Below are 14221 nucleotides of genomic sequence, written 5' to 3'. Positions count from 1 at the left end.
CCCGCTGGGGCGCGAAGCGGCCCCAAAAATGGGACTGCTACGCAGTCCAGCGGGAGCAAGCTCCCTCGCCACAAGTCACTGGTTGTCTGCTCGAGCTCTTAACTGACTGGCATTAGGGCAAGCCCGCTCCCACATTTTTATTTTGTGTCAGTCGGGGGCGTTGGCCAGCGCCTGGGACGCCGCCACGTAATCGGCCTGGAACTGCGGCGACTCAATCCACGCTAACGCCGCGGCTTCGTCATCGCTGTCCGTCGCCCACTGCCGATACTCGATCAGCGCCGCCAGGATAAAGTCGGTCGCTTCTTCTTCGCCTTCCTGCTCCAGCACCAGCGCCAGCAACGGGTGCGCCAGGAACACCGCACACAGCGCCTGCTGGCTGATCTCGCCAGCGGCACGCATTTCGACGAACAGTTCAGTCAAATCCACCGACTCAAGGTCGATGCGGCTGTCGTCGCCAGCAAAAGCATCCGGCTTGTGCGCCACGGCGCGCTGGGTGCGGTTTTGCTTGGCCTTGGCTTTTGCCCGGTGGGCGCGTTTTTGCTGCTTGTTTGGCGAGGCCATGGGCTCAACGTCCTTGGGGGTCTGGTCTGGAGGGTGTATTGAAGCGCAGGTTGGGGTAAATCCCAAGGGTTTCTCGGGCGGCAATGATTGCTGTAGTGCTCGACCTTATCTGCGCGGGTACTTAGGCTGACAGTCTATTGACCCACCAGAGCCCGCCCATGACCCGTGACACCCTGGAACACCATCAGGTCCCGATCTACTTTGTTGCCGTCTTTGTTGCCGTCACGTTTGGCCTGTTCTGGCCCTTGTCGGCGCAGGGCTTCAGCCTTTGGGTGACACCTGCCATCGCCGTGCTGATGTATGCGATGTTTTTGCAGATACCCTTTCTTGAGCTGCGCCAAGGCTTGGGCAACAAGCGATTCATGGCGGCCTTGCTGCTGGCCAATTTCATTCTGGTGCCTTTGCTGGTGTGGGGGTTGACCCGCGGCCTGGTGGAGCGTCCGGCGTTGCTGGTGGGCGCTCTGCTGGTGTTGCTAACGCCCTGTATCGACTACGTGGTGGTGTTTACCCATATCGGCAAGGGCGATTCGCGTTCGATGCTGGCGGCAACCCCGCTGTTGCTTTTGCTGCAACTGCTGCTGTTGCCGGTATACCTGGGGCTGATGTTGGGCGAGCAATCCAGCGTGGTGGTAGCGGCGGGGCCATTTGTAGAGGCGTTCGTGGGCTTGATTGTGGTGCCGATGCTTCTGGCTGTCCTCACCAGCGCGCTTGCGCGGCGTTCGAGCGCTATCGGTCTTTGGAGCAGCGCCTGGGCGTGGTTGCCGGTGCCGGCGATGGCGCTGGTGTTGTTTGTCGTGCTCGCTTCGCACATCACTGCGGTGGTGCGAGATATCAATTTGTTGTTGCCGGTCATTCCAATCTACGTGGCCTTTGTACTGTTGGCACCGTTGATGGGCATTGGGGCTGCGCGGCTGTTCGCACTGCCAGCGGTGACGGCGCGGGCGGTGACGTTCAGTGCGTCGACGCGTAATTCGCTGGTGGTTTTGCCATTGGCGCTGGCCCTGCCGGAGGATGTGCGCGGTTTGGCCGCAACGGTGGTGATCCTGCAGACCCTGATCGAGCTGGTTGCCGAGTTGGCCTACGTTCGCCTGATCCCGGCAGTGGTGTGGCCCACCAGTCGGTAACCACGTGAATGTTCAGGTCTGTTCAGGCGCCATTCAGGGGCGCGTTCGGCACCATACGCCAGCGCTTCCCACCTGACAGGTCAACCGATGGATCACCGCAACCGTTTTCGCCTGGAGTCACTGGGTATTTTCCTGGTCGCTCTCTTGTTGTTCACAGTAGGTATCTGGGATCAGCAGCCCCAGGGTTTTGACGGGCGTTGGGCGCTGTTCATGCAGGAAATGTATCGCCATGGCGCGAGTCTTTTCCCCACCACCTACGGCCAGCCCTATGCGGATTACCCCGGCACCGCGACCTTCTTCAGTTATCTATTCGCCCGCTTGTTTGACGCGCCGAACCACTTGGCGAATGTGCTGCCCACAGCGCTCGCGTCGGCGGGGGTGATCGCGCTGATGTATCGCCTGCTGGCACCCTACAGCCGTGCCTGGTCGCTGCTGACGGTGCTGCTCACGCTGCTCACCGCCCAGTTACTCGAAAAGTCGCGCTCGGTGTGCCTGGATCAGATGGTCGCGTTGTTATGCGTGGGCAGTTTCTATCTGCTGCACACCGGCGAACGCCTCGGGTCACGGCTGAGGCAACTGGCGGTGTTCCCGCTGTTCATCCTGGGTTTTGCCATACGTGGGCCGCTGGGGTTGATTGAAGTCTGCGGGGTGGTGTGTGTGTATTGGGCATTGGGCAAGCCGGGAGAGCGTGTCCGGCAGGTGCTGATCCACGGCGTTGCCGGCCTGGTGTTGCTCGCAGCGTGCTGGTGGCTGCTGATGAAGCTTGCGCGGTTCAGTGGTGGCGCTGCGTTTGCCGATGAAGTCTTCAAGATGCAAGTCGGTGGGCGTCTGGATGAGTCGGGTGAGCCGTTTTACTTTTACTTCCAACTGAGCTTGTACCGCTACTTCCCGGTGGTTCCGCTGGCGTTTGCGACCCTGTTTGCGTTGCGCCATCGCTGGCCCGAGCGTTGGGGCAATGAGCACCTGCAATTGCTGGTGCGGTTCGGGGGCTGCGGCTTGATGATTCTGCTCGGCCTGTCGGTACCGCACTTCAAGCGCGCTTATTACATTCTGCCGATGGTGCCGATGTTTGCGGCTGTCGCTGCCTATGGGCTGCTGCATGCGCAAGGCTGGCTGGTGGGCGTGCGTCGTGGCTACGAATGGCTGGTCGCGGCGCTGCCGGCGTTGTGCGTGGTTGTGTTGTTTGTGTGTCGACACGCCTGGCACAAGCAGGGCTACTGGCCGGAGATTTCCTTGCCGTTGATGATCGGCGTGCTGGTGGTGCTGCAAGCCGCAGCGTTGATTGCCTGGCAGCGAGCATGGCGGTTGGTGTGGCTCAGTCTGATCGCGCTGGTGGCGCAATGGCTGTTGCTTGTGACAGTGATAGAGCCGGCCAAGGACCTGCAATTCGACACCCGGCGGTTTGTCAGCCAGGTGGAGGCGTTGCGCCAGACGCAGCCAGGTCCCTTGGTGTTTGTCGATCTGGCCCGGGATACCTGGGCGGTGCGCTACATGATGAACCTGGATCACGATGAACAGCCGCTGTTTGTCGGGCGTCACGAGCTTGAGAAGTTGGCGGCGCTGCCCCGGCCCTCCTGGGTGATCGTGTCGCGCAAGGAGACCGCGCTGTTGAAGGGGTCGCCGGTGGAGCACCTGGCGCCGAGCTATCAAGGGCGCTTGAATGACAACCCGTTGATGGTGTTCTTGCTCAAGTAAGGAGGCCCTTGAGCCAAGGGCCTGTCGAGCAGATGATTATTTGCAGCGGAAGCTTTCAGGCATCGTGACCGTGTAATTGCGCTGCACGCGGTCCTGGAAATTCAGGTTCTGCAAACCCTGCTGCACCAGGAAGGCTTCGACCTTGGCGGCTTGGCAGTCGTCGTTATAGGACGACGCCCTTAGCAGGTAGACAGCGCGCCTGCTCACTTCATCACGAGCGGTGACCCGGAAGGTGGTGAGCGTGGTGTAGCCGGTGCGCTCCGAGGTCCCTACCGGGCCGTAGGAGGTGTTTGGAGTGCTGGTGCAGGTCAGTTGGTCGGTCTTTTTCTTGTTCTTCTTGCATTGAGTGGTGGTGCTTTTTGCCACCTGCCCGTATTCGGTGGCGGTATAGCGATACGTCACCTGCTTGCTGTCGACGTCCAGGGTGACGGTCATTTTGATCGGCGCGTGGTTCTTGGGCAGGGTGGTGTCGGTGAAGACATTGCGAAAGCCCTGGTCCTGCATGGCGCGGACCATGTCACGCAGGTAGTAGCGAGCATTGAGTGAGTTTTCATCACTTCCGCCAGTGGAGGTCACCAGCACGGTTGCCTGCCGGTCGAAGTGATAGTCGGGATCAGGCGTCGCGTTGATCGCTACGTCCAGCTGCGTGGCACACCCACTGAGCAGGGCGGTCAGTAGTAACAGGGTGCAAAGCAAGAAGCGGGTCATGAAAAAACCTTACAACTGAGATTTGGGTAAAGGCTGAACGATTGAGTCCAGCCAAAAATAACCCTCAATCGTCCTGCTGCGACATCGTGTCCGTAAATGCGTGAGTCGCATTAAATCGCAGGCAATAAAAAACCCCAAGGAACGCATTGTTCCTTGGGGTTTCTCGGTATTTTGGTGCCCAGAGACGGAATCGAACCGCCGACACGGGGATTTTCAATCCCCTGCTCTACCGACTGAGCTATCTGGGCAACGGGGCGCATTAAACGGGTTTTTCAGGGGGTCGTCAAGCAAGTTTTCAAAAAATATTTAATTATTACCGTCGCTTACGTGCAGATCCTGGTTTTTGATCAATTATTGAGCAGGCGGCACGTAGCCGTCGGCCTTGGCGTATTCCTCGCCGGAAAAGAACTTGTCCATTTCGCCGGCCAGGTATTTACGGTCTTCGGCGTTCATCATGTTCAGGCGTTTTTCGTTGATCAGCAGGGTCTGGTGTTTCAACCAGTCGCCCCAGGCTTTGGCGGAGACGTGCTCGTAGATGTCCTGGCCCTTGGCACCTGGGTACGGAGGGCGCTCCAGGGCTGGCAGTTCTTCTTTGTACTTGCGGCACATGATGGTGCGGGTCATGACGAAACTCCTGCGTTCAATACGTCGGCCGCGCGCTTCAGCAGTTTTTTCACCGGGGCGGCAAGGCCCAGGCGCGGCGGGGTGGCGAGGTTATACCAGAGCCAGTCGGCCTCGGCCACGTGATGGGCGGTTTCCTCGACCTGGACCAGCCAGGGTTCGATGGCCAGTTGGAAGTGGCTGAAAGTGTGGACCAGCCCGGGCAGTTCCTGATGCTTGCCCAGCGCCAGCGCGTGCTGGTTGGCGAGGTGATCCAGGTCTTGCAGGTCGTCCAGCTCCGGCAAGCTCCACAAGCCGCCCCACAAGCCCGTAGACGGGCGACGGTAAAGCAGGATCGCGCCCTCTGCGTTGGCCAGCATGGGCATCAGCGTGCGCTTTTGCGGGACGGTCTTGCGCGGCTTCGGGATCGGGTAGCGTGTTTCCAGGCCCAGCATGTGGGCTTCGCAGCCTTTTTCCAGCGGGCACAGCAGGCAGCTGGGTTTGCTGCGGGTGCACAGGGTGGCGCCCATGTCCATCATGGCCTGGGTGTAGGCGTTGACGCGCTCAAAGGGTGTGAAGCGCTCTGCGGTGGCCCACAGCTGTTTGGCGACCTTGGGCTCGCCCGGGTAACCCTCTTGCGCGGTAAAGCGCGCCAGCACGCGTTTGACGTTGCCGTCGAGGATCGGCGCGCGCAGGCCCATGCTCAGGCTGGCAATCGCGCCAGCGGTGGACAGGCCGATGCCCGGCAGCTCGGTGAGCTTTTCCACGTCGCGGGGGAATTCGCCGCCGTGTTCGGCCACCACGATCCTGGCGGTCTTCTGCAGGTTGCGCGCCCGGGTGTAGTAGCCCAGGCCCGTCCACAGGTGCAGCACTTCATCTTCCGGCGCAGCGGCCAGGGCTTCGACGGTCGGCAGGGACGCCATGAACCGGTCGAAGTAGTTGAGCACGGTGCTGACCTGGGTCTGTTGCAGCATGATCTCCGACACCCACACCCGGTAAGGGGTGATGTCCTGTTGCCAAGGCAGGTCGTGGCGGCCATGGCGGTCGTACCAGTCCAGCACCGCTTGTGAAAACTGCTCGTTTCTCATCGGTTGAACAGGCCTTTCAATGCGTCTTTGAGCTTGGGGTTAACCTTGTCGAGTTTCTCTTCCAGCTTCTCGTTGAGGCGGTTGCCGGCAGCCTTGAGGGCGACCTGGCCCAGGCCGTCCTTGTCCAGGCGGCAGGCCTTGGCGCCGAGCTCAAGCGGGCCTCGGCAGCGCAGTGGCACCTCAATGCCTTGGAAGTTGGCGCCGACCTGGCAGGCTGGGTCCGGCACGTCGCGCTTGTCGCCTTCGACGATGATGCCGACGCGGTAGTCCATGCCCAGCACGCGTAAATCCACATCACCGTTGCCGTTGAGCGTCAGGCCAGGAATGCGTACTTTCAGGTCGGGGTTGCTGGCCACGCCGTTACGGAGCGTGAGGTTGCCGCGCAGTTCCTGGAAGGGCGTGTCCTTGCCGCCTGGTGTGGCGCTCAGGGTCTTGCGGTTGAGCAGGGCGATGCCGGTGCACAGTTGCTGCTCGATGTTGGCATTGAGCAGCACACCGTTGTTGATCACGATGCTGGTGGTGCCGTTGAGGCTGTCGATCAAGGCCTTCTGGCTATTGCCACGGCCGTTGAGGTTACTGTCGAGGGTGAGCTGGCCTTTGACCGGCGGGTTTTTCCCTTGGGCCTGCAGGATGCGCTCAACGGGCACCTGCTTGATGTGGCTTTGCAGGGCCAGCACTGGCGTGTCCTGGCGTACGTCGAGTGTGCCGTTGGCCTGGAACGTGCCGTTGTAGAGACCGCCGCTAAGGGTGTCGAGCTTGAGTTGCCCGTCAATGCCGGAGGCTTTGAGCACCGCGTTCTGAATGGGCAACTGGCTCAGGGTCAGTTCGCCAAAGGCCAGGTCTGCATTCACGTCCAGGCTGCGCAGGCGCGTCAGCGGCAGCAGTTTGTCGTTGCTCCAGGCACCTTTGGTTGGCGCCTCCGGCAATGGTGTACTGCCGCCTGCCGCCATGGCGCCGGCTTCGCTGCTCTGTACTTCGGCCTGGCGTGCGGCGGTTGCGCCTTTGGCGGCTTCGGATTTGGCCGGCAGGTAATTGTCGGCATTGAAGGTATCGCCCTTGAGCTGCACACGCAGTGACTGCTTGGCGAAGTCATCCACGGCGACGCGGCCGGTGAAGGTGCTGGCATCGAGCTTCAGGTTCAAGTCTTCCAGGGCGACGCTGGTGGGCGTGCCCTTGAGGCGGCTCACCAGTTCGACCTTGCTCAGGCTGCCTGGGGCCATGGCAGGCAGTGGGTGGCCGACGCTCTCAAGAAACTTGGCCAGGTCAAACTGGGCAACCGACAGGGCGCCGCTGATCTGCGGGGTTTTGTCCAGGTCATTGGCCTTCAGTTCCCCCAGGGCGCGCAGTTGGTTGGCCGCCAGTTTCAGGTTGGTCCATTCGGCGACGTTGGCCGCCAAGTCCACCAGCAGTTGGCCCTGGGTGGAGAAGCTCACGGTCTTGCCTTGCAACGGCTCACCGGTGGCTTCGCCACTCAAGCGCATGTCTTCGAACTGATAACGCTTGAGCGCGCGCTGGATGCGCAAGTTGCCGTTCAGCTCAGTCTTGACCCGCATCAGCGGCTGGTTGCTACCCAGGAACGCCGTGAGTTTCAGCGGGATGCTGGCGCCTTCGTGGATGGCACCGGCACTCAACTGGATACTTTCGGCACTCAATTGCTTGCCGGTCTGTTCATCGGTGTATTCGACGCGGGCGTTGTTGATGGTCAGGCTGTCGATGTCCAGGCGGATCGGCTGCGGCGGTTTTTCCGGCTTGGTTTCAGCCACCGGTTCGACCGGCGCGGGAGCGGGGGCACCGGCGGTTTCGTCGGGCAGGTTCTTGCCGATGTCTTCCCAGTTGCCGTGGCCTTGCTTATCGCGGTTCAGGCGCAGGTTCAGGCCCTCGACACGCACATCGCTCATCTGCACTTCGCGGCGCAGCAGCGGCAGTACGCGCACTGAGAGGCCGAGCATCTGCAAGTCGGCAAACGGTTGAGTCGGTGCGGTCAGGGTTGCGACGCTGGCTTCATGAAGCTCCAGGCCCAGCCAGGGGAACAGGCTCCAGCCGATATCGCCATTGAGCGTCAGCTCGATGTGGGCCTTGTCGCGGGCTATCTGGCGAATTTCTTCTTTGTAGTCGTTGGGATCGAAAAGGTGGGTCAGGGCAAAGCCGAGCGCCACAATGATCAGCAACAGCCCGAGAAGTACCAGACCCAGGATTTTGCCGAACGCTTTCATGGGCGAGTCCTTGTATGTCGATTTCAAAATTTAGCCGCAGAGTATAACGCCCGAAGGCCGGCGTCAGTTCACGGATCGTTACATTGTATCCACCGGTGCGGAAATGGGATTTTGACGTCAAGAAAATACAGATAATCGAAAAAAGGTAGTGGCAGTTTGATTTTTCCGTCATCCACTGGTGCTAATCTCTGCACGTTCGTCCGCCTTCTGCGACTTAACGTCGCGCCTAAAAGGGAGCTTCACTCAACAAAACGGCCACGCTTTGCGTGCAAGGCCGAGGGAGAGAGCGCCTGACGGACGCATACCAATAACTGGGGGAAACACCAATGAGCACTAGCACTGTGGCCGGCAATGCCGCCGCACAGCCTGCGTTCCTGTCCAAGGAGCGCATCATCGCCAAGCCGGGCTTCAACCGCTGGCTGGTTCCACCGGCCGCACTGGCCATCCACTTGTGCATCGGCATGGCCTACGGCTTCTCGGTGTTCTGGCTGCCCTTGTCCAAGGCGCTGGGCATCACCGCACCTGTGGCCTGCGCTCCGGACATGAGCTTTATCGCCCAAGTCTTTTCGTCCCAATGCGACTGGCCCATCTCCATGCTGGGCTGGATCTATACCCTGTTCTTCATCTTCCTGGGCTGCTCCGCAGCAATCTGGGGCGGCTGGCTGGAACACGCCGGGCCGCGTAAGGCTGGTGTTGTCTCGGCGCTGTGCTGGTGTGGTGGCCTGCTGATCTCCGCCTTGGGTATCTATACCCACCAGATCTGGCTGATGTGGATCGGCTCCGGGGTCATTGGCGGTATTGGCCTGGGCCTGGGCTATATCTCGCCCGTTTCGACCTTGATCAAGTGGTTCCCGGACAAACGCGGCATGGCGACTGGCATGGCGATCATGGGCTTTGGCGGCGGCGCGATGGTGGGTGCACCTTTGGCCGCGGCGCTGATGGGCCATTTCTCTTCACCGACCAGCGTCGGTGTATGGCAGAGCTTTGTGGTCATGGCGGCGATTTACTTCGTGTTCATGATCGGTGGCGCACTGCTGTATCGCGTGCCGCCAACCGGCTGGAAGCCTGAGGGTTGGACTGCTCCGGCGAAAAAAGCCAGCAATGCGATGATCACTCACCGCCATGTGCATGTGAATGTCGCGTGGAAAACCCCGCAGTTCCGCCTGGTATGGCTGGTGCTGTGCCTGAACGTGTCGGCCGGTATCGGCATCCTGGGCATGGCTTCGCCACTGCTGCAGGAAGTGTTCGGCGGCAAGTTGCTGGGTGTTGATGTGCCATTTGGTCAATTGGATGCGGGCCAGTTGGCCTCCATTGCAGCCATTGCCGCTGGTTTTACCGGCCTGTTGAGCCTGTTCAACATCGGTGGCCGGTTCTTCTGGGCGTCGTTCTCCGACTACCTGGGGCGTAAAAACACCTATTTTGTGTTCTTCGCCCTGGGCTTTGCCCTGTACGCGCTGATCCCGAACCTGGGGCACCTGGGTAACGTGGCGCTGTTCGTGGCCGCGTTCTGCATCATTCTGTCGATGTACGGCGGTGGTTTTGCCACGGTTCCGGCCTACCTGGCGGACCTGTTCGGCACTCAGATGGTTGGCGCGATCCACGGTCGCCTGTTGACCGCCTGGGCCGCTGCGGGCGTGTTGGGCCCGGTGTTGGTGAACTACCTGCGTGAATACCAGTTGAGCATCGGCGTTGAACGCGCCGCGGCCTACGACATCACCTTGTACATCCTGGCCGGCCTGCTGGTGCTGGGCTTCATCTGCAACCTGCTGGTGCGCCCGGTGGCCGACAAGTACTTCATGACCGACGCGGAACTTGCCGCCGAACAGGCGCTGGGCCATGACAAAGGTGCTGATGCGAGCACCGTGCTGGAGTGGAAGGCCTCCGCCGCCAGCAAGCCGCTGGCGATTGCCGCGTGGCTGGTAGTGGGTATTCCGCTGGCGTGGGGTGTGTGGGTGACCCTGCAGAAGACCGCGGTACTGTTCCACTGACACCGCAATAAGGGTGGGCCCGGCTCCTGTGGGGGCCGGGCTTGTGTGGGAGCTGGCTTGCCTGCGATAGCATCACTGCGGTGTAACTGATACCCCGAGGTGTATGCATCGCAGGCAAGCCAGCTCCCACATAAGCCCATGCTCACATGTATGCACATGTCTATCCCCGACATTCCTCGCTCCAACTCGTCAGTCTTATCCCCTTCGTTGTTTCTGTTTAGCGCCTGCGCCCCTATAATGGCTGCCTTTTTCGCCCAATGATTTTGCGGAGCTGGTGATGGCCGAACGTAAGGCATCTGTCGAGCGCGACACTCTGGAAACCCAGATCAAAGCCTCGATCAACCTGGATGGCACCGGAAAGGCCCGATTTGATATCGGTGTACCTTTTCTTGAGCACATGCTGGACCAGATCGCCCGTCACGGGCTGATCGACCTGGATATCGTCGGCAAAGGCGACCTGCATATCGACGACCACCACATGGTGGAAGACGTGGGCATCACCCTCGGCCAGGCGTTTGCCAAGGCCATCGGCGACAAAAAAGGCATCCGTCGCTACGGCCATGCCTATGTCCCGTTGGATGAAGCGCTGTCCCGTGTGGTCATCGACTTCTCCGGTCGCCCGGGTTTGCAGATGCACGTGCCGTACACCCGCGCTAACGTGGGCCGTGGCTTTGACGTCGACCTGTTCCAGGAATTCTTCCAGGGCTTTGTCAACCACGCACTGGTCAGCCTGCACATCGACAACCTGCGCGGCACCAACACTCACCACCAGATCGAAACCGTGTTCAAGGCTTTCGGCCGCGCACTGCGCATGGCCGTGGAAGTCGATGAGCGCATGGGCGGGCAAATGCCGTCGACCAAGGGCGTCCTGTAATGCAGACGGTCGCGGTTATCGATTACGGCATGGGTAACCTGCACTCGGTGGCCAAGGCCCTTGAGCATGTAGGCGCCGGCAAGGTGCTGATCACCAGCGATGCCAACGTGATTCGCGAAGCCGACCGTGTGGTGTTCCCCGGCGTCGGCGCGATTCGCGATTGCATGGCCGAGATCCGTCGCCTGGGCTTTGATAGCCTGGTGCGCGAAGTCAGCCAGGACCGCCCCTTCCTCGGTATCTGCGTGGGCATGCAAGCCTTGCTCGACAGCAGTGAAGAGAACGGCGGTGTCGACTGCATTGGCCTGTTTCCAGGGCAGGTGAAGTTCTTCGGCAAAGACCTGCATGAAGATGGCGAGCACCTCAAAGTCCCGCACATGGGCTGGAACGAAGTGCGCCGCACCGTCGACCACCCGCTGTGGCACGACATCCCGGACATGGCGCGTTTCTACTTCGTGCACAGCTACTACATCGCCGCCGGTAACCCGCGCCAGGTGGTGGGTGGCGGGCATTACGGCGTCGATTTTGCCGCCGCACTGGCCGATGGTTCGCGCTTTGCCGTGCAGTTTCACCCGGAGAAAAGCCATACCCATGGCCTGCAATTGCTGCAGAATTTCGCCGCGTGGGATGGTCGCTGGTAAATGGGGAGGAAGCCGAAGCCGCCGATCTTGAACCTCGCGCCCGAGCAGGAACGTGAGGCTACCGACAAGATCAAGCGGTTCATGGAAGACCGCTTCGAGCTCAAGCTGGGCTCGTTCGAGGTCGCCGAAATTCTTGAGTTGTTCACCACCGAAGTGGCGCCGCATTATTACAACAGGGCGATTTTCGACACGCAGACGCTCCTTAAAGAAAGGTTCGAAAGCATCGAAAGCGACTTGTGGTCGCTTGAGAAACCCTGATTTCCCAAGCATTGCTGAATATCGAATAAGGTTTGCCAGATGCTGATTATCCCCGCTATCGATCTCAAGGACGGCGCTTGTGTCCGCCTGCGCCAAGGCCGCATGGAAGATTCCACCGTGTTCTCCGATGACCCGGTGAGCATGGCTGCCAAATGGGTAGAAGGGGGCTGCCGTCGTCTGCATCTGGTGGACCTGAACGGCGCCTTCGAAGGCCAGCCGGTCAATGGCGAGGTGGTCACCGCCATCGCCAAGCGCTACCCGACCCTGCCGATCCAGATCGGCGGCGGTATCCGCTCCCTGGAAACCATCGAGCACTACGTGAAAGCGGGCGTGAGCTACGTGATCATCGGCACCAAGGCCGTGAAAGACCCAGCCTTCGTCGCCGAAGCCTGCCGCGCGTTCCCTGGCAAGGTGATCGTCGGCCTGGATGCCAAGGACGGCTTCGTCGCCACCGACGGCTGGGCTGAAATCAGCACCGTGCAAGTGATCGACCTGGCCAAGCAGTTCGAAGCCGACGGCGTGTCCGCCATCGTTTATACCGACATCGCCAAAGACGGCATGATGCAGGGCTGCAACGTACCCTTCACCGCAGCCCTGGCAGCGGCCACCAAGATTCCGGTGATCGCTTCCGGCGGCATCCACAACCTGGGCGACATCAAGTCGCTGCTGGACGCCAAGGCGCCTGGGATCATCGGCGCCATCACCGGCCGTGCGATCTATGAAGGCACTCTGGACGTCGCCGAAGCCCAGGCTTACTGCGACGCCTACAACGGCTGAGGACTGACCATGGCGCTGGCCAAACGCATCATCCCTTGCCTGGACGTCGACAACGGTCGCGTGGTCAAGGGCGTCAAGTTCGAGAACATCCGTGACGCCGGCGACCCGGTGGAAATTGCCCGTCGCTACGATGAGCAAGGTGCCGACGAGATTACCTTTCTCGACATCACCGCCAGCGTCGATGGCCGCGATACCACGCTGCATACCGTCGAGCGCATGGCCAGCCAGGTGTTTATCCCGCTGACCGTGGGTGGCGGCGTGCGCACAGTGCAAGACATCCGCAACCTGCTCAATGCCGGTGCGGACAAGGTCTCGATCAACACCGCCGCGGTGTTCAACCCCGAGTTTGTCGGCGAAGCCGCGCAGCACTTCGGTTCGCAATGCATCGTGGTGGCTATCGACGCCAAGAAGGTCTCCGGCCCGGGCGAACCCCCGCGCTGGGAGATCTTCACCCACGGCGGGCGCAAGCCTACCGGGCTGGACGCGGTGGAGTGGGCGATGAAGATGGAAGGCCTGGGCGCCGGTGAGATCCTGCTGACCAGCATGGACCAGGACGGCATGAAAAACGGTTTCGACCTGGGTGTCACCCGCGCCATCAGCGATGCACTGGGCATCCCGGTGATCGCGTCGGGCGGCGTCGGCAACCTGCAACACCTGGCCGATGGCGTGCTTGAAGGCCATGCCAGCGCGGTGCTGGCGGCGAGTATTTTCCACTTTGGCGAATACACCGTGCCCGAGGCCAAGGCCTACATGGCAGCGCGCGGTATCGTCGTGCGCTAAACGCTGCTGGACACCATGGCAGGCTCGCGGCACTCTCTGCGCTTGCCATGGATTCCGGTAGCCTTCATGTTCAAACACCTGCTGCTCGCCCTCGCCAGTTCCTCCATGCTCATGGTGGCTCCGGCACACGCCGAACAACCGTCTGACGCCTCCCTGGTGTTGCTGACGGAAAATTTCCCGCCCTACAACATGGCGAAAAACGGCAAGAACTTCGCCAAGGACGAGAACATCGAAGGCATTGCCGTGGACATCGTGCGCGAAACCTTCAAGCGCGCTGGCATTTCCTACAACCTCACTCTGCGTTTTCCTTGGGAGCGAATCTACAAGCTCGCCCTGGAACAGCCAGGTTACGGCGTGTTTGTAATGGCGCGGTTGCCAGATCGTGAAGCCTTGTTCAAATGGGTCGGCCCTATCGGCCCGGACGATTGGGTGTTGCTGGCCAAGGCAGACAGCAAGATCGAGTTGGAAAATCTGGAGCAAGCGCGCCGCTACAAGATTGGCGCCTACAAAGGCGATGCCATTGCCGAAAGCCTGGACAAGCAGGGGCTCAAGCCGATAGTCGCCCTGCGTGACCAGGATAATGCGCAAAAGCTTATGGAAGGCCAGATCGACCTGTGGGCCACAGGCGACCCCGCTGGGCGTTACCTGGCGCGGCAGGTGGGGGTGAACGGGCTCAAGACGGTATTGCGCTTCAACAGTGCGCAGCTTTACCTGGCGTTGAACAAAGACGTGTCGGATGAGGTGGTGGCCAGGCTCCAGGCCGCATTGGATGAGTTACGCAACAGCGGCCGTATAGACGAAATCATGGCGCAATATCTGTAAGTGAGCTGTTGTGGCGAGGGAGCTTGCTCCCGCTGGGCTGCGTAGCGGCCCTAAAATCGTGGGAGCGCTTCGCACTCCAGCGGGAGCAAGCTCCC

14 protein-coding genes and 1 tRNA gene are annotated in these 14221 nt (G+C 60.8%); 9 read left to right on the top strand and 6 right to left on the bottom strand.

Annotation, left to right across the window (positions count from 1 at the left end):
* Positions 1–147: 147 nt before the first annotated feature.
* Positions 148–561: a hypothetical protein gene (locus APH41_RS13950; protein WP_034125526.1), complete on the bottom strand. Its 414-nt coding sequence runs from the start codon at positions 559–561 to the stop codon at positions 148–150.
* A 158-nt stretch (positions 562–719) separates the two neighbouring features.
* Here APH41_RS13950 and APH41_RS13945 point away from each other — a divergent pair, with 158 nt between their 5' ends.
* Together APH41_RS13945 and APH41_RS13940 are read left to right on the top strand one after the other, a co-directional pair.
* Entirely contained in the window at positions 720–1685 is a 966-nt protein-coding gene (locus APH41_RS13945) for an arsenic resistance protein (RefSeq protein WP_054919524.1), read from the top strand.
* A gap of 87 nt (positions 1686–1772) precedes the next feature.
* A complete protein-coding gene (locus APH41_RS13940; RefSeq protein ID WP_054919522.1) occupies positions 1773–3380 on the top strand; it encodes a glycosyltransferase family 39 protein in 1608 nt (535 codons plus the stop codon).
* A 36-nt stretch (positions 3381–3416) separates the two neighbouring features.
* Here APH41_RS13940 and APH41_RS13935 read toward each other — a convergent pair whose 3' ends face one another.
* The 5 genes from APH41_RS13935 to APH41_RS13915 form a co-directional block, all read right to left on the bottom strand.
* The gene (locus APH41_RS13935; RefSeq protein ID WP_034125529.1) at positions 3417–4088 is read right to left on the bottom strand and encodes a hypothetical protein; all 672 of its coding nucleotides are present in this window, start codon (positions 4086–4088) and stop codon (positions 3417–3419) included.
* A gap of 172 nt (positions 4089–4260) precedes the next feature.
* Positions 4261–4336: transfer RNA gene (locus APH41_RS13930), tRNA-Phe, on the bottom strand.
* A gap of 103 nt (positions 4337–4439) precedes the next feature.
* Positions 4440–4712 carry an oxidative damage protection protein gene (locus APH41_RS13925; protein ID WP_034125530.1) on the bottom strand — a complete coding sequence of 91 codons (273 nt, stop codon included), beginning with the start codon at positions 4710–4712 and terminating at the stop codon, positions 4440–4442.
* Complete coding sequence (mutY, locus tag APH41_RS13920; protein ID WP_054919519.1) at positions 4709–5776, bottom strand: A/G-specific adenine glycosylase; 1068 nt, start codon at positions 5774–5776, stop codon at positions 4709–4711. The genes APH41_RS13925 and mutY overlap by 4 nt, the downstream gene beginning before the upstream one ends.
* Positions 5773–7989: an AsmA family protein gene (locus APH41_RS13915; RefSeq protein WP_054919517.1), complete on the bottom strand. Its 2217-nt coding sequence runs from the start codon at positions 7987–7989 to the stop codon at positions 5773–5775. The genes mutY and APH41_RS13915 overlap by 4 nt, the downstream gene beginning before the upstream one ends.
* Before the next feature lie 326 nt (positions 7990–8315).
* On the opposite strand from APH41_RS13915, the gene APH41_RS13910 reads away from it, so the two are divergent.
* The 7 genes from APH41_RS13910 (at position 8316) to APH41_RS13880 (ending at position 14126) form a co-directional block, all read left to right on the top strand.
* Positions 8316–9977: an OFA family MFS transporter gene (locus APH41_RS13910; RefSeq protein WP_054897552.1), complete on the top strand. Its 1662-nt coding sequence runs from the start codon at positions 8316–8318 to the stop codon at positions 9975–9977.
* Positions 9978–10254: 277 nt separating this feature from the next.
* Positions 10255–10851: an imidazoleglycerol-phosphate dehydratase HisB gene (gene hisB, locus APH41_RS13905; protein ID WP_003187781.1), complete on the top strand. Its 597-nt coding sequence runs from the start codon at positions 10255–10257 to the stop codon at positions 10849–10851.
* Positions 10851–11489: an imidazole glycerol phosphate synthase subunit HisH gene (gene hisH / locus APH41_RS13900; protein ID WP_054897551.1), complete on the top strand. Its 639-nt coding sequence runs from the start codon at positions 10851–10853 to the stop codon at positions 11487–11489. Before hisB ends, hisH begins: the two co-directional genes overlap by 1 nt.
* Positions 11490–11747: a DUF2164 domain-containing protein gene (locus APH41_RS13895; protein ID WP_054919515.1), complete on the top strand. Its 258-nt coding sequence runs from the start codon at positions 11490–11492 to the stop codon at positions 11745–11747. It abuts the gene before it with no gap.
* 39 nt (positions 11748–11786) lie between these two features.
* Positions 11787–12524: a 1-(5-phosphoribosyl)-5-[(5-phosphoribosylamino)methylideneamino]imidazole-4-carboxamide isomerase gene (gene hisA, locus APH41_RS13890; protein ID WP_032894030.1), complete on the top strand. Its 738-nt coding sequence runs from the start codon at positions 11787–11789 to the stop codon at positions 12522–12524.
* 9 nt (positions 12525–12533) lie between these two features.
* Positions 12534–13304, top strand: a complete 771-nt coding sequence (gene hisF / locus APH41_RS13885) for an imidazole glycerol phosphate synthase subunit HisF (RefSeq protein ID WP_054919512.1) — start codon at positions 12534–12536, stop codon at positions 13302–13304.
* A gap of 66 nt (positions 13305–13370) precedes the next feature.
* On the top strand, positions 13371–14126 hold the full coding sequence (locus APH41_RS13880) for an ABC transporter substrate-binding protein (protein WP_054919510.1): 756 nt from the start codon (positions 13371–13373) through the stop codon (positions 14124–14126).
* Positions 14127–14221: the final 95 nt, after the last annotated feature.

It is taken from the genome of Pseudomonas sp. NBRC 111138, from assembly GCF_001320835.1.
GTDB classification, from domain to species: domain Bacteria; phylum Pseudomonadota; class Gammaproteobacteria; order Pseudomonadales; family Pseudomonadaceae; genus Aquipseudomonas; species Aquipseudomonas paracarnis.
The sequence above is the reverse complement of the archived record's forward strand: the minus strand, read 5'-3'. Positions and strand labels throughout refer to the sequence as shown.